Source organism: Xanthomonas arboricola pv. populi, assembly GCF_002939945.1.
GTDB classification, from domain to species: domain Bacteria; phylum Pseudomonadota; class Gammaproteobacteria; order Xanthomonadales; family Xanthomonadaceae; genus Xanthomonas; species Xanthomonas arboricola_A.
The window spans coordinates 90,044-113,741 of the sequence record NZ_MDEB01000001.1 but is presented as its reverse complement, the minus strand read 5'-3'; the positions used below and the strand labels follow the sequence as shown (position 1 = coordinate 113,741).

25 protein-coding genes are annotated in these 23,698 nt (G+C 66.3%); 11 read left to right on the top strand and 14 right to left on the bottom strand.

Going from position 1 to position 23,698, the window contains the following annotated elements:
* Positions 1-41: 41 nt before the first annotated feature.
* The gene (locus tag XaplCFBP3123_RS00540; RefSeq protein ID WP_104532351.1) at positions 42-1,556 is read left to right on the top strand and encodes an ATPase domain-containing protein; all 1,515 of its coding nucleotides are present in this window, start codon (positions 42-44) and stop codon (positions 1,554-1,556) included.
* The gene (locus XaplCFBP3123_RS00535; protein ID WP_104532350.1) at positions 1,543-3,615 is read left to right on the top strand and encodes a PAS domain-containing sensor histidine kinase; all 2,073 of its coding nucleotides are present in this window, start codon (positions 1,543-1,545) and stop codon (positions 3,613-3,615) included. Before XaplCFBP3123_RS00540 ends, XaplCFBP3123_RS00535 begins: the two co-directional genes overlap by 14 nt.
* 103 nt (positions 3,616-3,718) lie before the next feature.
* Here the strand turns inward: XaplCFBP3123_RS00535 and XaplCFBP3123_RS00530 are convergent, their stop codons facing one another.
* The 14 genes from XaplCFBP3123_RS00530 to XaplCFBP3123_RS00465 form a co-directional block, all read right to left on the bottom strand.
* A complete protein-coding gene (locus XaplCFBP3123_RS00530) occupies positions 3,719-4,435 on the bottom strand; it encodes a tetratricopeptide repeat protein (protein WP_104532349.1) in 717 nt (238 codons plus the stop codon).
* The gene (locus tag XaplCFBP3123_RS00525) at positions 4,429-4,911 is read right to left on the bottom strand and encodes a cytochrome c-type biogenesis protein (RefSeq protein ID WP_104532348.1); all 483 of its coding nucleotides are present in this window, start codon (positions 4,909-4,911) and stop codon (positions 4,429-4,431) included. The genes XaplCFBP3123_RS00530 and XaplCFBP3123_RS00525 overlap by 7 nt, the downstream gene beginning before the upstream one ends.
* On the bottom strand, positions 4,911-5,453 hold the full coding sequence (locus tag XaplCFBP3123_RS00520) for a DsbE family thiol:disulfide interchange protein (RefSeq protein ID WP_104532347.1): 543 nt from the start codon (positions 5,451-5,453) through the stop codon (positions 4,911-4,913). Before XaplCFBP3123_RS00520 ends, XaplCFBP3123_RS00525 begins: the two co-directional genes overlap by 1 nt.
* Positions 5,450-7,438 (bottom strand): heme lyase CcmF/NrfE family subunit, encoded by a 1,989-nt coding sequence (locus XaplCFBP3123_RS00515; protein ID WP_104532346.1) that lies wholly within the window; start codon positions 7,436-7,438, stop codon positions 5,450-5,452. The genes XaplCFBP3123_RS00520 and XaplCFBP3123_RS00515 overlap by 4 nt, the downstream gene beginning before the upstream one ends.
* A gap of 63 nt (positions 7,439-7,501) precedes the next feature.
* Complete coding sequence (ccmE, locus tag XaplCFBP3123_RS00510; RefSeq protein WP_104532345.1) at positions 7,502-7,972, bottom strand: cytochrome c maturation protein CcmE; 471 nt, start codon at positions 7,970-7,972, stop codon at positions 7,502-7,504.
* Positions 7,969-8,178, bottom strand: a complete 210-nt coding sequence (ccmD, locus tag XaplCFBP3123_RS00505) for a heme exporter protein CcmD (protein ID WP_104532344.1) — start codon at positions 8,176-8,178, stop codon at positions 7,969-7,971. The genes ccmE and ccmD overlap by 4 nt, the downstream gene beginning before the upstream one ends.
* Positions 8,175-8,933, bottom strand: a complete 759-nt coding sequence (gene ccmC, locus XaplCFBP3123_RS00500) for a heme ABC transporter permease CcmC (protein WP_104532343.1) — start codon at positions 8,931-8,933, stop codon at positions 8,175-8,177. The genes ccmD and ccmC overlap by 4 nt, the downstream gene beginning before the upstream one ends.
* Before the next feature lie 10 nt (positions 8,934-8,943).
* Positions 8,944-10,266: a S8 family serine peptidase gene (locus tag XaplCFBP3123_RS00495; RefSeq protein ID WP_104532342.1), complete on the bottom strand. Its 1,323-nt coding sequence runs from the start codon at positions 10,264-10,266 to the stop codon at positions 8,944-8,946.
* Positions 10,263-10,916 carry a zf-HC2 domain-containing protein gene (locus XaplCFBP3123_RS00490; RefSeq protein WP_172453026.1) on the bottom strand — a complete coding sequence of 218 codons (654 nt, stop codon included), beginning with the start codon at positions 10,914-10,916 and terminating at the stop codon, positions 10,263-10,265. Before XaplCFBP3123_RS00490 ends, XaplCFBP3123_RS00495 begins: the two co-directional genes overlap by 4 nt.
* Positions 10,913-11,494 carry a sigma-70 family RNA polymerase sigma factor gene (locus XaplCFBP3123_RS00485; RefSeq protein WP_104532340.1) on the bottom strand — a complete coding sequence of 194 codons (582 nt, stop codon included), beginning with the start codon at positions 11,492-11,494 and terminating at the stop codon, positions 10,913-10,915. Before XaplCFBP3123_RS00485 ends, XaplCFBP3123_RS00490 begins: the two co-directional genes overlap by 4 nt.
* Positions 11,495-11,557: 63 nt before the next feature.
* On the bottom strand, positions 11,558-12,247 hold the full coding sequence (locus tag XaplCFBP3123_RS00480) for a hypothetical protein (protein WP_253254108.1): 690 nt from the start codon (positions 12,245-12,247) through the stop codon (positions 11,558-11,560).
* A gap of 337 nt (positions 12,248-12,584) precedes the next feature.
* Entirely contained in the window at positions 12,585-12,974 is a 390-nt protein-coding gene (locus XaplCFBP3123_RS00475) for a c-type cytochrome (protein WP_172453025.1), read from the bottom strand.
* Between the two features lie 25 nt (positions 12,975-12,999).
* The gene (locus tag XaplCFBP3123_RS00470; protein ID WP_104532339.1) at positions 13,000-14,352 is read right to left on the bottom strand and encodes a cytochrome C; all 1,353 of its coding nucleotides are present in this window, start codon (positions 14,350-14,352) and stop codon (positions 13,000-13,002) included.
* 71 nt (positions 14,353-14,423) lie between these two features.
* Positions 14,424-15,038 (bottom strand): cytochrome b, encoded by a 615-nt coding sequence (locus XaplCFBP3123_RS00465; RefSeq protein ID WP_016902089.1) that lies wholly within the window; start codon positions 15,036-15,038, stop codon positions 14,424-14,426.
* Positions 15,039-15,335: 297 nt separating this feature from the next.
* On the opposite strand from XaplCFBP3123_RS00465, the gene XaplCFBP3123_RS00460 reads away from it, so the two are divergent.
* Genes XaplCFBP3123_RS00460 through XaplCFBP3123_RS00420 form a run of 9 tightly spaced genes read left to right on the top strand, consistent with a single transcriptional unit; the run spans position 15,336 to position 23,651 of the window.
* The gene (locus tag XaplCFBP3123_RS00460) at positions 15,336-15,773 is read left to right on the top strand and encodes a sugar 3,4-ketoisomerase (RefSeq protein ID WP_016902088.1); all 438 of its coding nucleotides are present in this window, start codon (positions 15,336-15,338) and stop codon (positions 15,771-15,773) included.
* Complete coding sequence (locus tag XaplCFBP3123_RS00455) at positions 15,770-16,441, top strand: acetyltransferase (RefSeq protein ID WP_104532338.1); 672 nt, start codon at positions 15,770-15,772, stop codon at positions 16,439-16,441. The genes XaplCFBP3123_RS00460 and XaplCFBP3123_RS00455 overlap by 4 nt, the downstream gene beginning before the upstream one ends.
* Positions 16,442-16,443: 2 nt before the next feature.
* Entirely contained in the window at positions 16,444-17,397 is a 954-nt protein-coding gene (locus XaplCFBP3123_RS00450) for a hypothetical protein (protein WP_104532337.1), read from the top strand.
* A gap of 7 nt (positions 17,398-17,404) precedes the next feature.
* Complete coding sequence (locus XaplCFBP3123_RS00445; RefSeq protein ID WP_104533213.1) at positions 17,405-18,316, top strand: GNAT family N-acetyltransferase; 912 nt, start codon at positions 17,405-17,407, stop codon at positions 18,314-18,316.
* The gene (locus XaplCFBP3123_RS00440; RefSeq protein WP_104532336.1) at positions 18,316-19,428 is read left to right on the top strand and encodes a DegT/DnrJ/EryC1/StrS family aminotransferase; all 1,113 of its coding nucleotides are present in this window, start codon (positions 18,316-18,318) and stop codon (positions 19,426-19,428) included. Before XaplCFBP3123_RS00445 ends, XaplCFBP3123_RS00440 begins: the two co-directional genes overlap by 1 nt.
* Complete coding sequence (locus XaplCFBP3123_RS00435; RefSeq protein WP_104532335.1) at positions 19,425-20,678, top strand: O-antigen translocase; 1,254 nt, start codon at positions 19,425-19,427, stop codon at positions 20,676-20,678. The genes XaplCFBP3123_RS00440 and XaplCFBP3123_RS00435 overlap by 4 nt, the downstream gene beginning before the upstream one ends.
* Positions 20,675-21,625, top strand: a complete 951-nt coding sequence (locus XaplCFBP3123_RS00430; RefSeq protein WP_104532334.1) for a glycosyltransferase — start codon at positions 20,675-20,677, stop codon at positions 21,623-21,625. Before XaplCFBP3123_RS00435 ends, XaplCFBP3123_RS00430 begins: the two co-directional genes overlap by 4 nt.
* Entirely contained in the window at positions 21,622-22,755 is a 1,134-nt protein-coding gene (locus tag XaplCFBP3123_RS00425) for a hypothetical protein (RefSeq protein WP_104532333.1), read from the top strand. Before XaplCFBP3123_RS00430 ends, XaplCFBP3123_RS00425 begins: the two co-directional genes overlap by 4 nt.
* A gap of 44 nt (positions 22,756-22,799) precedes the next feature.
* The gene (locus XaplCFBP3123_RS00420; RefSeq protein WP_104532332.1) at positions 22,800-23,651 is read left to right on the top strand and encodes a Wzz/FepE/Etk N-terminal domain-containing protein; all 852 of its coding nucleotides are present in this window, start codon (positions 22,800-22,802) and stop codon (positions 23,649-23,651) included.
* Positions 23,652-23,698: the final 47 nt, after the last annotated feature.

Genomic DNA, 23,698 nt, shown 5'->3' with positions numbered 1-23,698 from the left:
CGCGCAGCGGTGCATGACGCGCCCGTGATAAATTTGGGTCTATGGGGAATCTGAAGCCGATGATCGCGAACCGTATTACGACTGGTACGACAGGGCTTGATACCATCCTGCGCGGCGGCCTGCCGCCCAATCGCCTCTACTTGCTGGAAGGCCAGCCGGGTTCGGGCAAGACTACCGCGTCGCTGCAGTTCCTGCTCGATGGCGCTGCCAGGGGCGAGAGCTGCCTGTATGTGACCTTGTCGGAGACCATCGACGAGCTCAACGAAGTGGCCACCTCGCACGACTGGTCGCTGGAGGCGCTGCATATCTTCGAGCTGGCATCGGCCGAGGCGTTTCTGGGCGATGGACGCCAGCAGTCCATTCTGCACCCTTGGGAAATGGAGCTGGACGGCACCATCAAGCTGATCCAGGCCGAGGTGGATCGGGTCAAGCCGACGCGTGTGGTGTTCGACTCGTTATCCGAGTTGCGGCTGCTGGCACAGGATTCGCTGCGCTACCGGCGTCAGGTGCTGTCGCTCAAGCAGTTCTTTGCGCCGCGCAACATCACCGTGTTTCTGGTCGATGACCTCACCGGCGAGAACGGCGAACGCGATGCGCATCTGCACAGCCTGTGCCATGGAGTGATTTCTCTGGAACGCATGACGCTGGATTTTGGTGCGGCGCGTCGGCGCATGCAGGTGCAGAAACTGCGCGGCGTGGATTTCATCGCCGGCTATCACGACATCACCATCACCACCGGCGGCATGCGGATCTATCCGCGTCTGATCGCCTCCGATCACCACGTGCCGTTCATTGGCGATGCGGTGTCCAGTGGCGTGGAGCGCATCGATGCGCTGTTGCACGGTGGGCCGCTGCGCGGTACCAGTACGCTGTTGACCGGGCCCGCCGGTTCGGGCAAGACCAATATCGCGCTGCAGTACGTGACCGCCGCCTGCGCGCGCGGCGAACATTGCTGCATCCTGGAGTTCGACGAGCGCACCGGCACCTTGCTGACGCGTGCCGAGAGTCTGGGCATGGATCTGCGCAAGTATCTGGACGCGGGCCTGCTGGAACTGCATCAGATGGATCCGGCCGAACTGACCCCGGGCGAGTTCGCCTGGGCGGTGCGCGCCAGTGTGGAAGAGCGCGACTGCCGCGTGCTGGTGATCGACAGCCTCAACGGCTATCTCACCTCGATGCCGCAGGAAAAGCAGTTGATGCTGCAGATGCACGAGCTGCTCTCATACCTCAACCAGAGCGGCGTGACCACTTTCCTGGTCAATCCGCAGCACGGTCTGGTCGGTACGATGTCCACCGGCAACCTCAACATCTCCTACATGGCCGATACCGTCATCCTGTTCCGCTTCTTCGAAGCGCAAGGGCGCATCCGCAAGGCCTTGTCGGTGATCAAGAACCGCAGTGGCGCGCATGAGGATTCGATCCGCGAGTTGCGCATCGGAACGAGCGGTATTCATCTGAGCGAGCCGCTGGAGAAATTCCACGGCGTGTTGACCGGGACGCCGCATTTCGTTGGGGACGACACGCCATTGCTGGATCGTCCACTTGACTACCTGTGACCCGGATGGATCCATCGTCCACATCATCGCCCCGTTCGGCCGCGATGCGGAGAGCATTGCCGGCATCGTCGGACAGCGCGGACTGACGCGCCGGGTGTATGGTTCGCTGGCTGCGCTGGCGGACGACCTGCTCGATGCCTCGGGTGTGGTGGTGCTGACCGAGGAGGCGGTCGGCGGCGATCTGCAGCGGCTCTCGCAGATCCTACGGAGCCAGGCCGCATGGTCGGATATTCCGTTCGTGCTGCTGCGTGCACCACGCGGCACCCACGGCGGGCGCCAGGCCACGCTGCCGCCGGACGTGACCAATGTCATCGAGCTGGAACGGCCGCTGAGTTCGTCGTCGTTGCTGAGCGCGATTTCCACCGCATTGCGATCGCGACAGAAGCAGTTCGTGATCCGTGACCAGATGGCGCAGTTGGCCGAAAGCAAGACGGCACTGATGTCGAGCGAGGCCGAACTGCGCCGCGTCACCGACGCGTTGCCGGTGCTGATCGCCTTCATCGACAAGGATCTGGTGTACCGCTTTGCCAACCGCTCGTATGAAGACTGGATTGGCATCCCGCCTGCCGAGGTGATCGGACAGCCATTGGTGGACGTGGTGGGGCCTGCGGTGGTGCAGGAGCGTCGCGCCTGGATCGAAGCCGTGTTGGCCGGGCAGGCATTGACGGTGGAGGCGAGTTGGCCGCATGCCGATGGGCGCCGGCGGGATGCCGAGATCCGCTACATGCCGCGCCTGGATGCGGACGGCAAGGTGGACGGCTTTCATGTGTTTGCCACCGACATCACCGCGCGCGCGCTGGCGCTGGAATCGATCCAGCAGCAGGCCAGCCTGCTCGAGGTCAAGGTGGCCGAGCGTACCGCCGAGCTGCAGCAGCAGATGCTGGCGCGCGAGTCCAGCGAAGCGGCATTGCGCCAGGCGCAGAAAATGGAAGCGGTGGGACAGCTGACCGGCGGCATCGCACACGACTTCAACAACATGCTGACCGGCATCCTGTCGGCGCTGGATCTGGCGCGCCTGCGCATCGATCAGGGCCGCACCGAAGGCCTGGGCCGCTTTCTGGATGTGGCGTCGGCATCGGCCCTGCGCGCGGCCGCACTGACGCAACGGCTGCTGGCGTTTTCGCGCCGGCAATCGCTGGAAGCGCGGCACCTGCATCTGAACGATCTGGTGGTATCGCTGCAGGAGTTGCTGGCGCGCACGCTGGGCGAGTCGGTGCATCTGCAAACCGATCTGCAGGCCGACCTGCCGCAGGCGTATGTCGACGAAAACCAGCTGGAAAGTGCGCTGCTCAATTTGGCGATCAATGCCCGCGATGCGATGCCCGCTGGTGGGCAGTTGCGCATCGCCACCCGGCAGTTGCAGGTCGAAGGACAGCCGCTGGAACTCGGGCGCGGGGTGACGCTGGCGCCGGGCAATTACGCGGTGGTGTCGGTGACCGACAGCGGCGTCGGCATGCCCGCCGATGTGCTGGAGCGTGTGTTCGAGCCGTTCTACACCACCAAGCCGATCGGGCAGGGCACCGGCCTGGGCATGTCGATGATCTACGGCTTCATGCAGCAGTCCAACGGGCAGGTGTGGGTGGAGTCCGCGTTGGGAAAGGGCACCACGGTGAGCCTGTATCTGCCCGCCGGCCTCCATCCGCAGGCGCTGTCGCCGCAACCGCAAGCCGGTGCGGTGGTGGCCGGGCGCGGCCAGCAGGTGCTGGTGGTGGAAGACGACGAACAGGTGCGGCTGCTGGTGACCGAGCTGCTCAACGAGTTGGGCTATGAGGCCGACGTGGTCGCCGACGCCGATGCGGCGCTGCCGATCCTGGCCTCACAGCGGCGCATCGATCTGCTGGTGACCGACGTCGGCCTGCCCGGACTCAACGGGCGCCAGCTGGCAGAGATCGCGCGGCAGTCGCGGGGGGATCTGCCGGTGATCTTCATGACCGGCTATGCGGAAACCGCGCGCGATCGCGGCGAGTTTCTTGCCGAAGGCATGAGCATGATCGCCAAGCCGTTCACGCTGGGCGAGTTCAGCGCAAAGCTGCACGAGGTGCTGGGGCCGTCGGCCTGAGTGCGTTACGCGGTCGATCGCACCGCACCCGCCGCCAGGGCGGCGCTGCCGTTGGCTGGCGTCGTGGTGTCTTTGAATACGGATGCAGCCTGCGCGGTTGGCTTCAGGGCGCTGCGCGCCCGGATTGCCGCGCGCTTGCCAGCGCTTCGGCCACGGCGATCTTGTCGGCCACCGCTTTCTGCATCGGCGAGCCGGCGTCGAGCAAGCCATGCAGATGGCGCCAGTGCGCGCTGGCGGCGCGGTAGTCCTGCTGCTGAAAGTCGCTGATGCCCAGCAGCCACAGGCCGCGTTGATGATCCGGCTCGCGTGCGACCACCCGTTGCAGGCGGGCGCGTGAGGCGGCGTCGATGGCGAAATCACTGCGCGTGGCCATGTCCGCAGCCACCCAGCCGACGATGGCGGCGCTGAGGTCTGGCGCGATTTTGAGCGCTTGCGCATAGGCCTCGCGCGCGTCGGCCGGGCGGTTGTCCTGCTCGTGCGTTTTAGCTTGCTGCATCCACGCTTCCAGTGCCTGCTCCTGCGCAGTGTCGGCGCCGTTGGCGGACCCGGCGTGCTCACCCGCGGCGGTGGATGGAGGCGCGGCTGCCGGTTGCGCCAGGGGCTGCGCCGTTGCGTACACACGCCGTGCGATCGCATCCGGCGCGCCGACCAGCCGATACAGAGCGGCCGTGGCGATCGGCAGGCCGAGCACCAGCAGAATCGGCAAGGTGTAGCGTGCGTTGCCATTACGCGTCGGCTGGCGCAGCAACGGCACCAGCAACGACAGCAAGGCGACGCCCACCAGCGCGGCGCTTGCGAGATAGAAACCCGTCATCACCATTCTTCCCCGGCCTGCGGCGCCACCGGTGTGCCGGCGCGCGCGCGTTTGCGCACCGTATGGATCACCACGCCCGCACCGGCACCCAGCAGCAGCAACGGACCGAACCACAGCAGCCAGGTGCCGCGCTTGACCGGCGGGTCGTACAGCACGAAATCCGAATAGCGATCGACCATGTACTGCTTGATCTGCGCATCGCTCCTGCCGGCCTGCAGTTGCGCGAATACCTGGTGGCGCAGGTCGCGCGCCAGCGTGGCGTTGGAGTCGGCCAGGTTCTCGTTCTGGCAGACCAGGCAGCGCAGCTGCGCGGTCAGGCGCTGATAACGCGCTTCGTCGCTGCGGTTCTTGAACGGCAAGGGGTCCACTGCCTGCGCTGCCAGCGGCGGCGCAAGCAGCACGCCAAGCAGCAGCACCAGCAGCAGACGCAGTTGCCGGCCCTGCATGCGCCAGTACCAGCGCCACGCGCCGCGCGCCGCCATCACCGCATGCCCTTGGGCAGTGCGGCGATGGCGGGCAGCAGCTCGTCGTCGATGACCTCGGGCGTGAGCACGCCGATGTGCTTGTAGCGGACCACGCCTTGCGCATCGATCAGGAAACTTTCCGGCGCGCCGTAGACGCCGAAATCGATCGCGGTCTGGCCGGCTTCATCGGCGATCACCAACGCATACGGATTGCCATGTTGCGCAAGCCAGGCCCTGGCCTCGGTGGGTGCGTCCTTGTAGTTGTAGCCGATCAACGGCACCCCGAGCCGGCTGGCGCGGGCCATCAGCAGCGGATGTTCGTGCACGCACTCGGCGCACCAGCTGCCGAATACATTGAGCACGTAGGGCCTGCCCAGCAGCTGATCGCGGTTGACGCGTTGCTCGGGCCGATCCAGCCGCGGCAGCGAGAACGCCGGCGCCGGCCTGCCGATCAACGGCGAGGGCACCTCGCGCGGGTTGTGCTGCATCGTCCAGTAGATGCCGAAGCCGAACAGCGCCGCCAGCAACAGGAAACCCAGCAAGGGCAGCAGACGGTTCATGCGTGCGATTCCTGTGCAGTGACACTGGTGCCGTGTAGCGGTGCCATGGCCGCCGTCGTGGCGAGAGCCGGCGCCCGGAAACGGCGGGCACAGGCGCTGACGAATCCGCCCAGCATCATCAGCAGGCCGCCGGCCCAGATCCAGCGGATGAAGGGTTTGTAGTACAGCCGCAGCGTCCAGTCGTATTCGATGTGCTCATCGTCCAGCGGCTCGCCGAGCGCGACATACAGGTCGCGGGTGATGCCGGGGTCGATCGCCGATTCGGTCTGGATGCGCTCGCTGCTGTACAGGCGCTTTTGCGGATGCAGTTGCGCAACCACCTGGCCGTCGCGGCTGACCTGCACGCTGCCTTGTTCGGCCTTCCAGTTCGGCCCGTCGATCAGTTGCACGCCATCGAAGCGGAAGGCGTAACCGGCGATCTCGGCGGTCTGCCCGGGCGACAGCCGCACGTCGCGTTCGACCGACAGGCTTTCGGACACCAGCACGCCGGCCACGAACACCGCCACGCCCGCATGCGCGAGCAGCATGCCGGCCATTTCCGCCGGAAAACGCCGGCCGCGCGGCATCTCGCGCCAGCGCTTGTGCATGTACAGCGCGGTGCCGGCCGCCACCCATGCGGCGACGCCGATCCCTGCAATCGCCTTGGGTTGGCCATCGGCAAACAGGCTGCCGACCACCGCACAGGCGATCGCGGCGATGCCGGCGCGCGTGCCCAGTGCCTGCAACGGCGCCGCCTCGGCCTTGCCCCAACGCAGGTATGCGCCGAACGGCAGCAACAGCATCACCGGCAACATCAGCAGCGGGAACAGCAAGCCGAAGTAGGGCGGCCCCACCGACACCTTGCCCAGGCCGAAGGCATCGGCCACCAGTGGAAACAAGGTGCCCAGCAATACCATCGCGGCGGCCACGGTGAGCAGCAGATTGCCGATCAACATTGCGGTCTCGCGCGAGGCGGCGGCAAACGGTTTGCCACTGGCGATCTTCGGTGCGCGCAAGGCGTACAGCAGCAATGAGCCGCCGACCACGGCGATCAGGAAGATCAGGATGTACAGGCCGCGGCGCGGGTCGGCGGCGAACGCATGCACCGAGGTCAGCACGCCCGAGCGCACCAGGAAGGTGCCCAGCAACGACAGCGAGAACGCCAGGATCGACAACAGGATGGTCCAGGCGCGCAGGCTGCCGCGTTTTTCGGTGACCGCCTGGGTGTGGATCAGCGCGGTGCCGACCAGCCACGGCATGAAACTGGCGTTTTCCACCGGGTCCCAGAACCACCAGCCGCCCCAGCCCAGTTCCGCGTATGCCCACCAGCTGCCGGCGACGATGCCGGCGGTGAGGCAGGCCCAGGCCACATTGGTCCACGGCCGTGCCCAGCGCACCCAGGCCTGTTCCAGTTCGCCGCCCAGCAATGCCGCCACCGCAAACGCGAACGCCACCGAGAAGCCGACATAGCCGGTGTACAGCACCGGCGGGTGAAAGGTCATGCCCGGGTCCTGCAGCACCGGATTGAGTTCGTTGCCATCCAGCGGAATCGGCGACAGCCGCCCGAACGGATTGGAGGTCAGCAGGATGAAGGCCAGAAAGCCCACCGAAACCAGCCCCAAGACCGCCAGCACGCGCGCGGCGAAATGCTGCGGCAGATGCCGGCTGAAGGCGGCCAGCAACACCGTCCAGGTCGACAGGATCGCGATCCACAGCAGCAACGAACCTTCGTGCGCTCCCCACACTGCGGCGAAGCGGTAGTACCAGGGCAGGGCGATATTGGCGTTGTCGGCGACATAGCGCACCGAAAAATCCAGCGACAGCAGCGACCAGGCGAGCAGGCCGAACGCCATCCACACGAACAGCGCCTGACCGATCGCGGCAGGCCGCGCAATGCCCATCAACGCGCTACTGCGGCGCCATGCGCCGATCAACGGCAGTACGCCCTGGGCAAGCGAGAGCAGTAACGCCAGGATCAGTGCGATCTGGCCGAGTTCAGGCGTCATGGGCGAATCGCATCGTTGCAGCGAAGAAGGACCATCGAGGGGAAGAACAGCGTGCGCGCCGCATCAGCGCGGCGCAGACAGCGGCGCTGCGGCGGCGGGAATCGGCTTGCCGACATGGCCTTCGGCCATCGCGTCCTTCAATTCTTTCGGCATGTAGGTTTCGTCGTGCTTGGCCAGCACTTCGTTGGCGACGAAGCGCCCGCCCTGCATGCGTCCGTTGGCGATCACCGATTGGTTGTCGCGAAACAGGTCCGGAAGAATGCCGGTGTATTCGACCTGCGTCGCGGCATGCTTGTCGATCACGGTGAAGTTGACTTTCAGGCTATCGGTTGCGCGCTGGATCGAGCCGGCCTTGACCATGCCGCCGAGGCGGAATTGCCGGTAGCTGGCCGCTGCGCCGGCATGCACCTGGCTGGGTGTGAACAGGTAGCTCATGTTCCGCTGCAGCGCAAGCACGATCAGCGTGACCGCCAATGCGGCGGCGGCGAGTGCGCCGAGCACCAGCCACAAGCGTTGTTTGCGGGTAGCATTCATGGGGCGTCACGCTCCAGCGGCGCGGTTGCCGACAACTCGCGTGTGCGCCGCGGCGTTTGCCGTTGCAGCTGGCCGCGCAGCTCGCGCGGCAGGCGGCGACGACGCAACCAAGGCGATGCCAGATCGGCCAGCAGCACCAGCACGAACACGGCGTACGCGGTCCACACGTATTGCCCGTAACCGCCCATCGCCAGCAGGGTCCTCATGCGGTGCGCTCCGTCAACACGATGCGGCGCGCCCAGTCCTTGCCGCTTTCCAGTGCGAGCAGGTCCACACGCACGCGGCCGAACAGGCTGGCCATGTAGTAGCACTTGGTGGCCAGCGTCATCGTCAGCAGCGGCCACAGCATGTCCGCGCTCATCGTGGAGGGGCCGAGCAGGCGCACGGTGGAGCCCTGGTGCAGCGTGTTCCACCACACCACCGAGTAATGCACGATCGGCAGATTCACCAGGCCTACCAGCGCCAGCAACCCGGCCGCACGCATCGCCTGACGGCGCTCTTCCACTGCGTGGTACAGGCCGAGCACGCCCAGATACAGAAACAGCAGCAGCAACTCGGAGGTCAGCCGCGCATCCCAGGTCCACCAGGTGCCCCACATCGGCTTGCCCCACAGCGCGCCGGTGCACAAGGTGATGAAAGTGAAGGCCGCGCCGATCGGCGCCGAGGCCATGGTCACCACCTCGGCCAGCTTGATCCGCCATACCAGCGCGATGAACGCCGCCACGCCCATCGTCGCGTAGATGAAAAGGCTCATCCAGGCGCTGGGGACGTGGATGAAGATGATGCGGTAGGCGTCGTGCTGCTGATAATCCGGCGGCGCCAGCACCAGCCCACCGTAGGCGGCCACCGCGGCAAGCAGTAGCGCCAGGCCCAACACCCACGGACGCACGCGTCCGGCGAAGCGATAAAAAGTAGGTGGCGAGCTGAGTTGATGCAGCCACAAGGGAATCCACTTGGCCATGCCGGTGTCGTCAGTTGGAATGTCTGGCGGGAGGCGCCAGTGCCTGCACGGCGGCACCGGCGTTGACCTGCAACTGGCCGTCGGAGATCTTGCTGGTGCGCTGCATCAGCTCGCGCAATGCCGTGGCGTCCAGCGAGGGCGACAGCGACAACAGCAACGCGACCATGCCGCTGACATGCGCGGTGGCCATCGACGAGCCGGAGGTAAAGTCGTAGCGGCCGTTCGGCTGGGTGGTCAGGATGTCCTTGCCGGGGGCGCTGAGCACGCCGGGCATGGCCGCGGTGGGGCTGCTGCTGCGCACCACCAGCACGCCCGGCACATCGTTGGGAAAGCCGTCCAGCCGCCCGTTGGGCGGCATCGCGGCCACCACGATGCGGCCTTGCTGCACTAGGTGCTGCAGCATCTTGTTCAGCAGCGGGTCGGCCGGGCCGCCCAGGCTCAGGTTGATCACGCGCGCGGAGCTGTTGTTGATCGCCGCCAGCGCCTTGGCCAGGGTGAAGGTGTTGCAGCGTGCGGTGGCGCCGACGGTGGGCGCATACCAGCACGCCTTGTAGATGCTCAACATGGCCTTGGGCGCCATGCCGACGATGCCTTGATGGTTGTTGCTGCCGGCGGCGATGATGCCGGCCACTTCGGTGCCGTGCGAGTCGCTGCTGGTCATTACCGGCGAGTCGTCGACCAGATCGTGCACATCGCGGATGCGCGCCTTCAGGTCGGCATGCGTGGTGTCCACACCGGTATCCACCACCGCCACCACCACGCCGCGGCCCTGGGTGACGGTCTGCGCGCTGGCCGCATCGGTGGCGATGAAGCCGCGCTGCAGATCCACGTACGGGTCGTTGTAGCCGGACAGTGCGGTGGTCTTTTCCGATGCGTCGGCGGAAAACACCGAGAAATCCTGCACCGGTTGCACCAGTTCCACGCCTTCGTCGTCGGCCAGCGCGCTGACCAGCTCGTCGCGCGAGACGCCCGGCGGTGGCTGCAACACGGCACAGTACAAACCCAGCGAGGTAATCGGCCAGCCGGCCACTTCGCGCAGCTTGTAGCGCTGCTTGATGGCTTCCATACGCACGGCGGCCTTTTGACCGGCGCCGTAATAGCTGGAGGCGTAGCCGATCAGGCTGGAACCGGCGCGGGCCGGCGGCGCGCTGAGCGGGTTGGCCACTGCCAGCAGGATGTCGCGGCTGCTGTCGGGTGTATGCCCATCGGCTGGCGGCGGCGTACTGCCGCTGGCGGCGGCATGCGCCGGCTCCTGCGCTGCGGCCTGCACGCTGGCGTGCGTGCCAAGGCCGAGGCACGCGGCGATGATGCCGATGGCGAGCATGCGCTTCATGGGGCGGACACGATCTCGGCCATGCGGATGCCCGGGTTGGCGCGCAGCTGTTGCACGGTCTGATGCGGCTGGGCCGGCGGTTGCGGTGCGGTCGGCACCACGGTGTAGGCGCCCATGTCGTTGGGCCCGCCGATCACCTGCAACTGCTGCGCATGCAGCAGGCGGTCCCAGTCGGCCACGGTCATCTTGGCGTCCGGCACCACCCGGATGGCGCCTTGCGGCACCGGCAGGGCGGCGGCGCTGCTGAGCGTGCGGTAGTCGTGCGAGGGCGCCGGCGAGGCCAGCCTGACGCCCATGACGCCCAGGCCGATCGCCTGCACCAGCGCGGCGGCGGCCAGGGCGCGCACCGTCCAGCTACCGGAGCGGCGTGCTGCAGGCGGCGCTGGCGCGCTGGCCTGCTCCGGCGCATCCAGGCGGCCGAGCAGGCGCTGCAGGCCGGCATCGGCGTCCAGCTTCACCGCCGACGGCAGCGCCAGTGCCTGGCGCAGGCGGTTCTGCTGGGCAAACTCGGCACTGCACGAGGCGCACCTGGCCACGTGCGCGATCAGCCAGGTGTTCTCTTCCTCGGTGGCGCTGTCGAGCAGGACCGCGGGCATCAATTCCCAGGCGTGCGAGCATTCCTTGCCAGGCGCGATGAAAAACGTCTTCATTGCATGGTCTCCGTATAGGGGGCGCCGCCGGCCAGGCCGGGCAGCACATTGCGTAATTTGACCCGTGCATGGAACAGCCGGGCTTTGATGGTGCCCACCGGGCACTGCATGATCTCGGCGACTTCTTCCAGCTTGTGGCCGACGCCATAGACCAGTTCGATCACCAGGCGCTGGTCCGGCGACAGCCGTTGCATGCCCTTGTCGAGCCAGTCGCGCAGCTCGCGGTCGTCGTTGTCGTCGGCGCTGGGGGCGTGGTCTTCCACCACCGCGGTATCGTCGATGGCGTCGCCGTCATGCTGGCGCAGGCATTTGAGGCCGCAGCGATAGGCAATGCCCATGATCCAGGTCGAGACCTGCGAATCGCCGCGGAAGTCGCCGGCCTTTTGCCAGGCGATCCAGAAACAGTCGTTGATGGCTTCCTCGATGATGTCCGGGCGCCGGGTCAGGCGCGACAGGAAGCGGCACAGCCGGCCGTGATAGCTGGTGTACATGGTGGACAACGCGGCGCGATCGCCCGCCGCCATGCGGCGCAGCAGCATGCGATCGGTGGCATCACCCAGGGTGTCGGAATCATTCATCAAGGCAGGCACGGCTTAGGACGCATGTCAGTGCCCGCTGGCGGGCGAAAGGTTGCGTGGGAATCAGAACGTGACCGACGCGGTGCCCAGCCAGGGCGTTTCGCCGGGGCCGCCCTGCAGGCGTGGGGTGGTGTCGCTGGTGACGATGCGTTCCAGCTTCAGCGTCCATCGGTCCCGACTCCAGCGCAGGCCGAATTGCCCGTACTGATAACGGCCGGACCGGGCGGCACCGTAGGCCATCGCCGGAAAGCGCGACGAGCCGGCGCCGACCGTCAGGCTGAGGTCGGCGCGCAGCGGGATGTTGGCGGTGACGTCGATGGCGATATTCCACGGCGACTGGTCGACACGCGGAAAATTGAAGGTCGACACCGAAAAGGTCAGGACGTCGCGATAGGACCAGGCCAGGCTGGCCTCCCGACGGTCGAAGGTGCGCGTGGCCTGGTTGGTCGGGTAGCCGTAATACAGCGCGCTGGCCTGCATCTGCCAGCGGTCGCCCAGCATCCAGGCGCGTGCGGCCTGGGCGGTCACCGCCACCGGCTTGCTCAGCGAGGGCGATTGCAGCGCGACCGATGTGGAGACCGACCAGCCGGGCGCGGGCAGCCAGTAGCCGGCGGTCTGCAGGGTGGCCTTGTTGGGGGCGATCGAGATGCCGCGGTCGATCAATTGCGAGGTCACCGCCACCGCGCCGCCGACCGTGCCGGCCATGGCATTGCATGTGACCAGGACCAGCGCCAGCAGCAGGCAGTGGCGCAATGCGGGGTGGCGTCGGCTGGCCCGGGCCTGCCTGCAGCGTCGCCTGCCCGCCCAGTAGCCGCTCGCGATCCACGGCTGCCCGTTGCAGGCGCAGCTGCGTCGCGTCCTGAGCGGGTAAGGCCTGGCAGTCAAGGCATTCGGCAATGGGGTGAGCGTCTACATGGAACGGGGGCGCGATAGTGACCGATCGCGCCAGGCGAGACCGCTGCGACGGCGGCTGTTCCGTTCGTATACGCGAAGGAACCGGCACAGGCAACGCGCACCTGCGCCGGTCTGGGTCGGCGATCGCGCTCCCGGATGCCGACCGGCAGCGCTGGCGCCAGCGCGCCGGTGGCGATCAGTGCAGGGTGTTGAGGTAGGCGATCAGCGCGTCGAGCTCCTTTGGATCCTCCAGCCCTTCGTACTTCATCTTGGTGCCCGGCAAGGCCTTGGAGGAGGACTGCGACAGATAGGTCTTGAGCTGGGCCGGCGTCCACTGCCACTTGCTGGCCTTGAGCGCATCGGAGTAATTGCTGTAGTCGGCCAGGCTGGCGGCCGGGCGCCCGGCCACGCCGAACATGGACGGGCCCTTCTTGTTCTTGCCCTGGGCGGCGCTGTGGCATTCGGCGCATTCGGTCATGAAAACGCCTTTGCCGTCGGCCGCGCGCGCGGGTGAGGCAAACAATGCGCCGGCCAGCAGCAGGCCGGCCAGCGGTGCGCACAACAGGGTCTTGTGGAATGACTTCATGGGGGTCCTTACGCGTGCGGAGGAATCAGAACGAGACATTGACCGACAGCGCGAAACTGTCGAGATCGCGCGGGTTGGTGATCGGAATGCCGCCACCGAACACATTGGTGGTGCTGCCGTTGAACTTGTCGAAACGGAACCAGGTGGCCGCGAACCGCACGTTTGCGTTGGTGGTGTAGGTGCCTTCCTTGCCGAACGGGGTCCAGTACAGCAGGATCAGATTGGCGGTGGTGTCGGGGATGCCGTAGGGCTGATAACGCGCCACGTCGAACGAGCCGCTGTTGATCAGATGCGCCGCCAGCACGCCGTAGGTCTGCTTGAACGCGTAGTTCATGCTGATGTTCTGATCGCGCACGCTGCCGCGATCGCGCGGGGACATGCTGGGGTCGGTCGGCAGCAGCGGGCTGCCGTATTTGCGGCGCTCGTAGATGTTGACGTAGGCCAGCGACAGCACGTGCTCGCGGGTGCCGAGGAACTGATAGGTCAGGTCGTAGCCCAGATCGGTGAGGTCATCGCTGGGGCCGCCGCTGCGCAGCCGCTGGCGGCGGGTGGTCATGGCGGTCAGGCCGGCCGAGAAGAACTGCCGCTTCATGTCCTTCATATAGGCAAGGCGCGCATAGCCGGTGTCGCTGAGCTTGCCCGGGTCGCCGTTGGGGTTCCAGCCCAGGTGGTCCTGCGCGTCGGTGGACAGTGCGCTGTAGCTGCCGACTTCGCCGTACCAGTTGCGGTCGAACAGGCCATACACGGTGGCGCCGATCACGCGGTTGGACAGCGCCGACGAGCTGAGCATGCTGGCCGAGCCGGCATTGGACACCGGGCTCAACGTCGATGCATTGGGCAGCACCTGGATCGGATCGGACACGCCGGGATTGTTGTTGACGCTGACGCCGACCATCGCGTCCTTGCCGGCCAGCTGGAACGGCTTGCTGACAAAGCGCAGATCCACATCGTCCAGCTGGGTACTGAAGGTGTCGTTGCCGCCGTTGTTGGAGCGGATCTTGGAGTAACCGCCGACGTGGTCGTTGACCCGTCCGGCCAGATACAGGTCCGCTTCGTTGATGCGTGCGCTGCTGTCGCCGCGGCTGGGATTGCGCCGGGTCCAGGTGACCTGACCGGAGGCCGGGATCTTGGTGCCGTTGCCGTCGGTGTCGGTGAAGCCGCCGAGCTTGAAGCGCATGCCGTACGGCGTTAGCGACGGACCGTAGGAGCCGACATGACAGTCCGCGCACGACGAACCGGTCTGGCGTGCGAACGAGGGAATCGCCTGCGCCTGGGTGCTGGCCAGCAGCAACAATGGGCCGGACACGCACAACAAGGAGGTCAGGGAGGCGGTGCGCGTGGCAGTGGTGCGACGCGGAGCGGGCTGGGGAGTAGGCATGGAAAGTCCTTGTTCGACGGTACGGAGGTCGGAGCTGCGGGAGCGGGGGACAGCGGGCAACACGGCGGAGCTCATCGGCGTTTTCCCGGCAGCACGCGGTGCAGCAGGCCATCGCGCAACACCAGGTGGTGCCAGAGGGCGGCGCCGATATGCGCGATCACCAAGGCCAGCAACACCCAGGCGGCATTCAAGTGCCAGGTGCTCAGGGTGTCGGCCAGGTCTTCATCCGGCGCAACCAGATTGGGCAGCGTCAGTCCGAACAGATAGACCGGTTTGGCGTAGGCGTTGCTCAACGACCAGCCGATCAGTGGCAACGCGACCATCAAGCCGTACAGCGCGAGGTGGGTGGCGCCTGCAGCCAGCCGCATCGGCAGCGGCGATGGCGGGCCAGGCGGCAACGCGCGCAGGCGGATGCGCAGGCCCACCCGCAGGACGAACAGCAGCAGCACCATCAAACCGAAGTGGCGATGGCCTTCCATCAGCCACTGCCGCAGGGCGCGTCCTTCCAGCTCGGCGCGCAGCAGGATCAGCGTGGCTGCCATGGCCAGGCAGAACACCGTCAGCCAGTGCAATACGCGCATCGGTCTGGGCAGCGGAATGACGCGCGCCGGCAGTGCGGCCTGCTCCGGCAGCGCACTGGCACTGTCGGCTGCAACCGCATCGGGCGCGTGGGGGGATGAACTCATCGATCGGTGTCCTGCGCTGGTGTCGTTGGATCCGGCAGTGCGCGATGCGCTGCCAGGCCTGGCTCCCCACGCCGGCCGAGCTGCGGCCACGTGAACGTGCACCGATATGTGCGGTGCGGCCGCTGAAAGGTTGCATCGCCGTGCAGTGATGACGTGCCTGGGCACGGTGTTGGCGGCAGCGACTGCGCTTGCGCGCACCTGGGTTCGCAGCGCCGTGACGCCGCGCAACCTTTCGCGCATGCCGGCGCACTCAGGCATGTCGCACTACGTGCAGTCAGCGGTTACGCCCTTCCGATCATGGCCATCGAACGCATCCAGTTGCATACCCACGGCGACGATCGCGGGCTGCTCATCTCATTGGAGCAGCAGCGCAACGTCCCGTTCGAGATACGTCGTGTGTATTACCTGTTCGGCACCCGCAACGGCGTCCATCGTGGACAGCATGCACACCGGCGGCTCAACCAGCTGGCCGTGGCATTGCATGGCTCGGTGACGATCCTGCTGGATCAGGGCGACGGCCACGGCCAGCAGGAAGTGGTGCTGGACGATCCATCGCAGGGCCTGCTGCTCGGCCGCATGGTGTGGCGCGACCTGCATCGCTTCAGCCCCGACTGCGTACTGATGGTGCTGGCCGACCAGTTCTACGATCCCGCCGACTACATTCTCGATTACGACCAGTTCCTCAGCGAAGTGCGCGCTGGCAGCGGTCTGGACGCACGCAGGTTGGAAGCATGAGCGTGCACAAGCCCCTGGTGATCGTGGGCGCAGGCGAATTTGCGCAGATCGCCTGCGAGTATTTTCAGCACGACAGCGACTACACCGTGGTGGCCTTCAGCGTGGAGCGCGACTTCCTGTTGCGGCCCACGCTGGCCGAACTGCCAGTGGTGGCCTACGAGGAGCTCGAACAGCGCTATCCGCCCGAGCAGTACGAGGTCTTCGTCGCCATCCCCGCCACGCAGCTCAATCGCCTGCGGACGCGCTTTTTCCAGGACATGCTGCGGCGTGGCTATCGCTGCGCCAGCTATGTCAGCTCGCGTGCGTTCGTCTGGCGCAATGCGCAGATCGGCGCCAACTGTTTCCTGTTCGAAGGCAACGTGATCCAGCCGTTCACCCGCATCGGCGACAACTGCATCCTGTGGAGCGGCAACCATATCGGCCACCGCACCGTGGTGCAGGACAATGTCTTCATCGCCTCGCACGCGGTGATTTCCGGCTATTGCGAGATCGGGCGCGGCAGCTTCATCGGTGTCAACGCCACGCTCAGCGACAAGGTGCGCATCGCCGCCGACAACATCATCGGCGCCGGTGCGCTGGTGACCCGGCATACCGATGCCGAGCGTGTCTACGTCGGCTCGCCGGCGCGCGCGGTGGCCAGCAGATCCAGCTTCGACGTGGAGCTGTGAGCATGTTTGCCTGGACCAAGCGCGGCCTGGTGTTCGACGTCGCACGCGATGGCGTGGGCGGCTGGATGCAGCACGCCGCGCTGACGCCGACGCCCTATCGGTTGTCTGCGCAGGTGCTGCGTGTCTATGCGGGCTTTCGCGATGCGCAGGGCGTGAGCCGGATCGGCTATGTGGACGTGCGCGCCGACGCACCGACGCAGATCGTCGGTGTCAGCTCGCAGCCGGTGCTGGACATCGGCCGCGCTGGCTGTTTCGACGACAACGGCATGATTCTCGGCGATGTGGTGGCCGGGCCGGATGGGCTGTACATGTTCTATGTCGGCTTCCAGCGCGTGGCCAAGGCCAAGTTCCTGGCCTTCACCGGGCTTGCGCTGTCCCGCGATGGTGGCGAGCGTTTCCAACGCGTGCAGGACACACCGCTGCTGGATCGCGCGCCCGGGCGCAGCACGATTGCCGCGGTGCATTCGGCACGTTTCGAGGATGGGCGGTGGCGGCTGTGGTACGCGGTGGGCGACGATTGGGAAAGCATCGGCGGCCAGCCGTATCCGCGCTACCACATTCGCTATGCGGAGACCGACGATCTGCGTTGCATCCCTGCCGACGACGCGGTGTGCCTGCGTCCGCAGGGCGACGAATACCGCATCGGCCGTCCACGCGTGTATCGCCTGGGCGATCGCTATCTGATGTATTTCACCCGCGGCGATACGCACGGCGGTTATTTCCCGGGTTTCGCATCCAGTCGCGACGGTGTGCAGTGGCAGCGCGATGACAGTCAGCTGGGGCTGCAGCTGTCCGAGCAGGGCTGGGATGCGCAGACACTCTGTTACCCGGCCTTGATCCAGCAGCATGATCGGGTGTTGATGTTCTACAACGGCAATGCGATGGGGCAGGCCGGCTTCGGCCTGGCCGATGCCGCGTTGCCGCCGGATCTGCAGGGGCGCCATGTTTTCGGTTAGGCCGTATCTGCCCAGCGATGCGCCTGCCTGGGATGCGTTGGTGGCGTCCTCGCGCAATGGCAATGTGTTGCATCGGCGCGGCTACATGGACTATCACGCCGACCGCTTCGTGGATGCGTCGTTGCTGATCGAGCGCGGTGGTGAGGTGGTGGCGGTGTTGCCGGCGAGCGTGGACGGCGACTGCGTCAGCAGCCACGCCGGTCTGACCTATGCGGGCCTGCTGTCGTCCAGGGCCTTGCGCGCGGGCGCCACCTTGCAGGTCTTCGAACAGATCGCCGCGCACTATCGCGCGCATGGGGTACGCGAGCTCGTGTACAAGCCGGTGCCGCATATCTTTCATGCGTATCCGGCCGAAGAAGATCTCTATGCCTTGCATCGCGTGGGCGCGCAGCTGTACCGGCGCGATCTGTCGTCGGCGATTGCATTGCGCGAGCCGTTTGCGTTCAGCGCCGAACGTCGACGGTCGCTGGTCAAGGCGCGCAAGGCCGGTGTGCAGATTCAGGTCGGTACCGGGCTCGACGAATTTCATGCCCTGCTGACCCAGGTATTGCAGCGCCATCACGTGGCGCCAACCCATCGGCTGGACGAGCTGCAATTGCTGCAACGCCGGTTTCCGCAGCAGATCGTGCTGCATGAGGCGCGTGCCGAAGGCGAGCTGTTGGCGGCAGCGCTGGTGCTGGATTTCGGTCGCAGCGTGCATACCCAGTATCTGGCGGTCTCCGCGCGCGGTCGCCAGCTGGATGCGCTGAGCCTGCTGTTGGCCGAACTGATCACCCAGGTGTATGCGCAGCGCCATTACTTCAGCTTCGGTATTTCGACCGAACAGGCTGGCCAGGTACTCAATGACGGTCTGGTCGAACAAAAGGAACGCTTCGGCGCGCGCGCCGTGGTACAGGATTTTTATCGGTGGATGCTGTAATGGATGTGCCGTTCTTGGATTTACGCGCGGTCAACGCGCGCTATGCGGATGAGCTGAAGGTCGCTGCGGCGCGGGTGATCGATGCCGGCTGGTATGTGCTTGGACAAGAGCTGGCCGCCTTCGAGGAGGAATTCGCCAGCTACTGCGGCGCCGCGCAGACGGTGGGTGTGGGCAACGGGCTGGATGCGTTGTCGCTGATCCTGCGCGGCTATCGCGAGCTGGGCGTGTTGCGCGAGGGCGACGAAATCATCGTGCCCGCCAATACCTTCATCGCCACCTTTCTTGCGATCAGTCAGAACCACCTGGTGCTGGTGCCGGTGGAGCCGGACCCTGCGACCTTCAACATCGACCCGGCCAGTGTGGAGAAGGCGATCGGCCCGCGCACGCGCGCCATCATGGCGGTGCATCTGTACGGGCAGTTGGTGGATGTGGCGGCGCTACAGACGCTGGCGCATCGCTACGGGCTGCTGCTGATCGAAGATGCCGCGCAGGCGCATGGTGCCAGTGCGAACGGGCGACGTGCCGGCGCCTTTGGCGACGCGGCAGCGTTCAGTTTTTTCCCGACCAAGAACCTGGGCGCACTCGGCGACGGCGGCGCAGTGGTGACCTCGGATGCGCGCCTGGCCGAGCGCATCCGTGCGCTGCGCAACTACGGTTCGCAGGTGAAGTATCACCACCTCTGCCAGGGCGTGAATTCGCGGCTGGACGAGATGCAGGCGGCGTTCCTGCGGGTCAAGCTGGGCTATCTGGACGATGAGATCGCCCGTCGCCGCGCAGTGGCGCAGCGCTACCTGCACGGCATCGACAACCCCCTGATCACCTTGCCGACGGTGGTAGCTGAAGCGCAGCACGTCTGGCATCTGTTCGTGGTGCGCAGCGCCCAGCGCGATGCCTTGCAGGCGCATCTGCTGCGCTCGGGCATCCATACCCAGATCCATTACCCGGTGCCGCCGCACCGGCAGCCGGCTTACACCACCTTGGGCGATGCCTGCCTGCCGGTAAGCGAGCGGCTGCACCGCGAGGTACTGAGCCTGCCGATGGGGCCTGCGCTGGACGATGCGTCGGTTGCGCGCGTGATTGCCGCATGCCAGTCGTTTGGCACCCCCGCATGAATGTCGTGCGCAGCAGCGTCTACACCGGCGTTGCGACGCTGGCCAAGCTGCTGGCCGCGCTGGTGGTGGTGAAAGTGGTGGCGGTCTACGCCGGCCCGCAAGGGGTCGGCCGGCTGGGCCAGTTCCTCAATCTGATGTCGGTGCTGGCGGTGCTGGCAGGCGGCGGCATCAGTGCCGGCATCGTCAAGTACGTGGCCGAGTATCGCGACGATACGGCTGCGCTGGCACGTCTGCTCAGCGCGGCGCTGTGGTACGCGTTCTGCGCGGCCTGCGTGATGGCGGTGCTGGTGTTGCTGTTCAGTGGCGCCATCGCCGAGCGCCTGCTTGGCGATGCGGCGTACCGGCCGCTGATCTGTGTGGTGGCGGTGGCGCAGGTGGGCATCGCACCGGTCAACTACATCCTGGCGGTGATCAACGGCTTCATGGACGTGCGCCGCCTGGCATTCGTGCAGGTCAGCGGTGCGGTGCTGAGCACGGCACTGGTGGCATGGCTGTCCAGCCGGGCACAGCTGCAGGGCGCCTTGCTGGCGCTGGTACTGGGTCAGGTGCTGTGGTTGCTGGCCGGCGTGCCGGCGCTGCGGCGCAGCGGTTATTTTCGACGCGAGATGTTGCGCATGCGCTTCGATGCGCAGATGACGCGCAGGCTGGCGACGTTCTCGGTGATGACACTGACCTCCACGCTGGTGCCGCAGCTGGTGGCCATGCTGGTGCGCGACCATTTGGCGCTGCAGTTCGGCTGGCAGCAGGTGGGGTACTGGCAGGCGGTGAGCCGGGTGTCGGATGCGTATCTGCTGTTCTTCACGACTGCGATCAACGTGTATTACCTGCCCAAGCTGGCATCGCTGCAGGAGCGCGCAGCACTCGGGCGCGAGCTGCGGGCCGCGTATCGCCATGTGCTGCCGGCGGTGATCGTGATGGCGCTGGGCGTCTACCTGTGTCGCGATTGGCTGACCTGGCTGTTGTTTGACGCCCGGTTTGCCCAGGCCACCCCGCTGTATGCCCCCCAACTGCTGGGCGATGTGATCAAGATCGCCGCCTTCGTGCTGTCGTACGTGATGCTGGCCAAGGCGATGACGCGGCTGTTCGTGATCTCCGAATGCGTGTTTGCCGCCAGCTATCTGGCGCTGGTGTATCTGTTCACCGCGCAATGGGGGCTGATCGGTGCGATGTATGCCTTCGTCGCCAACTACGTGCTGTATCTGCTGTTCAACATCGTGGTGGTGCGGCGCTATCTGGTGCAGCCGGCATGAGCGATTCCACCCAACCCCTCGGGCGCGCACGCTGGCCGCTAGTGTCGGTGCTGATTCCGGCCTTCAACCACGAGCGTTTCGTGCAACGCTGCCTGGACAGCGTGCTGGAGGACCCGTACCCGTGCAAGGAGCTGGTCATCATCGACGATGGCTCCAGCGACGCGACCGGCGAGAAGATTGCGCAGTGGATCGCCAGCCATGGCCATCGGCTGCCGGTGCAGTTCGTACAGCGCGCCAATCGTGGGGTGGCGGCCACGCTCAACGAGCTGGCGCTGCGTGCGCGCGGCGAGTACCTGCGGCTGGGCGCAAGCGATGATTATCTGCTGGCCGGCGGGCTGGATGCGCAGGTGCGCTACCTGCGTGCGCATCCGCAGAAACTGGCGGTGATCGGCGATGCCTGCGTGGTCGATCAGCATGGGCGACTGCTGCATGGCAGCGCCATGCGCGACCTGCATCGGGTGGATGTGGATCTGTACCGCTCTGAGTCCGGCATCTGCCGCGCGGTGATCCAGCAGTGGGCAGTCAGTGGCGCAGTGGCGTTGCTGCGCCGCAGTGCCTTCGATGCGCGCGCCGGCTGGGACGAGTCGCTGCGGATCGAAGACTGGGACTTTTTTCTGCGCCTGGCCGCGCGTGATGCGCTGGGCTTTGTCGACGTGCCGGTGTGCGCGTATCGGTTGCATGGCAGCAATCTCAGCAAGACCGTGGACGTGCGGGCGCGGATTGCCAATTTGAGCGAGTCGCGTCAGGTGGCGATGCGCTGTGCGGCGTTGTTTGACGCGCCCGAGCGCAGCTTGCTGCACGCGCAGTCGCACTACATCGCGGCCAAGGTGGCGTTCCTGCAGCGCCGGCCGCACAGGGTGATCGGGCATCTGCTCGCCTATGCCTGGTCGTCGCTGCCAGCCAGGTGGCGGCCCGGGCAGGCGCGCGGCGCAGTAAAACCGGCATGAGCACGCTGCTACGCCGGCCGGCGACCTATCTGGCACTGCCGATGCTGCTCAGTTGCGCGCTGACGCTGCTGACCTACAGCTTGCCCGGCGGCTATGCGGACGGCATCGCGCTGCTGGCCGTCGCCGCCGCCGCGACCTGTGTGCTGGACGCCGTGCTGCGCGTGCAGCTGCCTGCGGTGGAGCGCTTTCGCGCCTACCGTTACGCCGGCACCCGCGACGCCTTCCTTGTGATGGCGCTGGCGGCGGCGGTGACGCTGTTCTGCATCGTGGATGTGGTGCTGTTTCCGATTCCGCTGTTCAGCGATCCGTCCTCGTATGCCACTTTGAGCCCGCTGCGCGCGCATGTGCGGCACATCTCCAACATGTGCTGGATCCTGCCGCCGATCGCGCTGCTGTGCGTGCGTCATCGCGGGCTGCGCGTGGCGATGGTGACGCTGGGATTCGTGTTTCCGATCGTGGTGATCGACCGCAACCGCATCTTTGCCGGCCTGTTTTCGTTCGTGCTGGTGATGCTGTTGCGCCGCGACCCGGCACGTCGACTGCCATGGAAGACCATCGGCCTGCTGGTGCTGGCTGGCGGCGGGGTGTTTTCCATCCTCGGCGCACTGCGTTCCGGCTCGCTGGCCACGGTCGCCCTGCCGTTCAGTGCCTTGTATCGCGCCATGCCGCAGGGCGTGCAGTGGTTATTGCTGTACATCAGCGCCGGGCCGTACAACTTCGGCGCGATCCTGGCCAAGGGTTACGTCAATGCCAGCTTCCTGGTCAATCAGCTGGTGCCGTTCAGTGGCTCGATCGCCACCGCCGGCACCAGCATCCCGCTGGATGCGCCCAACATCAATGTGGGGACCGAGTTCTTTCCGTTCCTGATGGCCTGGGGCGCACCCGGTGCGTTGCTGGCGCTGCTGGCGTTGTATGCCGGCCTGTTGTGGAGCGTGCGCTTGCTCAACAGCTGCCTGTCGATCTTCCATGTGTTGATCTTCCTGCGCATCGCCTATGCCTGCCTGATGTCGCCGTTCGCGCCGCAGGCCTTCACCTGGACCAACTTCGGCTTCATCGCGCTGTGCCTGGTGTTGCATGCCTGCACGGTGTTGTTGCCCACCCGCAATGCCGCTCCCAACGCTGCTGCGTAATACGCGGCAGCTTCGTTTTCACCCTGTTCCAGAGCCGGTGCACCATGACTCAACACGACGACATCTATCTGATCGACCTGTGGCGCATCCTGCGTCGCGAATGGCGCTGGGCGCTGGCTGCGCTGGTGGTGGTGCTTGCACTGACGTTCGCCTTCACCCGCCTGGCCAGGCCGCAGTGGGAAGCCACCGCCTGGATCCAGGTCGGCGAAATCGGCCCCACGCCGGCCGGGCGCGATCCCAAGGTCGAACCGTTCCAGCGCGTGATCGACCGCATGAAGACGCGGTTGTTCCAGGATGCGGTGCTGCGCCAGGCCGGCGTACCGCTGAAAAGCCGCGGCGCGCAGTTGTATCGCGGCAGCCTCAAGCCGGACCCTGACCCGTATGCCAATCTGATCGGCGTGACCATCCGGGCCGAATCGTCCGCGCAGGCGCGCAGTCTGGCGTTGGCGACGGTGAGCGCATTGCAGGGCCTGCACGGCGACACCAATGCGGTTGCGCTTGAACTGGCGCGTACGCGCCTGCAAGGCCTGACCGACGATCTGCGCGCGGCAACCCGCAACCGCGATCAACTGCAGCAGCAGGTGCAGGCCGGGCAGGGCGCCGCTGCGGCCACGCCCGCCCAGGTTCTGGCAGGCGTGCTGCTGACCGACAGCAACACCACCGTGCGCGCATTGAAGAGCGAGCGCGACGATCTCATTGCCCGGCTGACCACGCGCTACACCTATCAGACCTCGCTGGCATGGCCGTTGTACGTGCCCGAGCAGCAGGCGTTTCCCAGTGCCGTCACCGCCTGGGCCGCCGGTCTGCTCGGTGGGGCGGGGCTGGCGGTGCTGGCTGCCGTGTTGCGCAATGCATGGCGGCGTCGCACAGGCGCCGCGCCGCACGCTGCCGGCTGATCCGCGCCGCGTCGTGCGGCACGGTGGACATCGCTGCGCAACGCTGC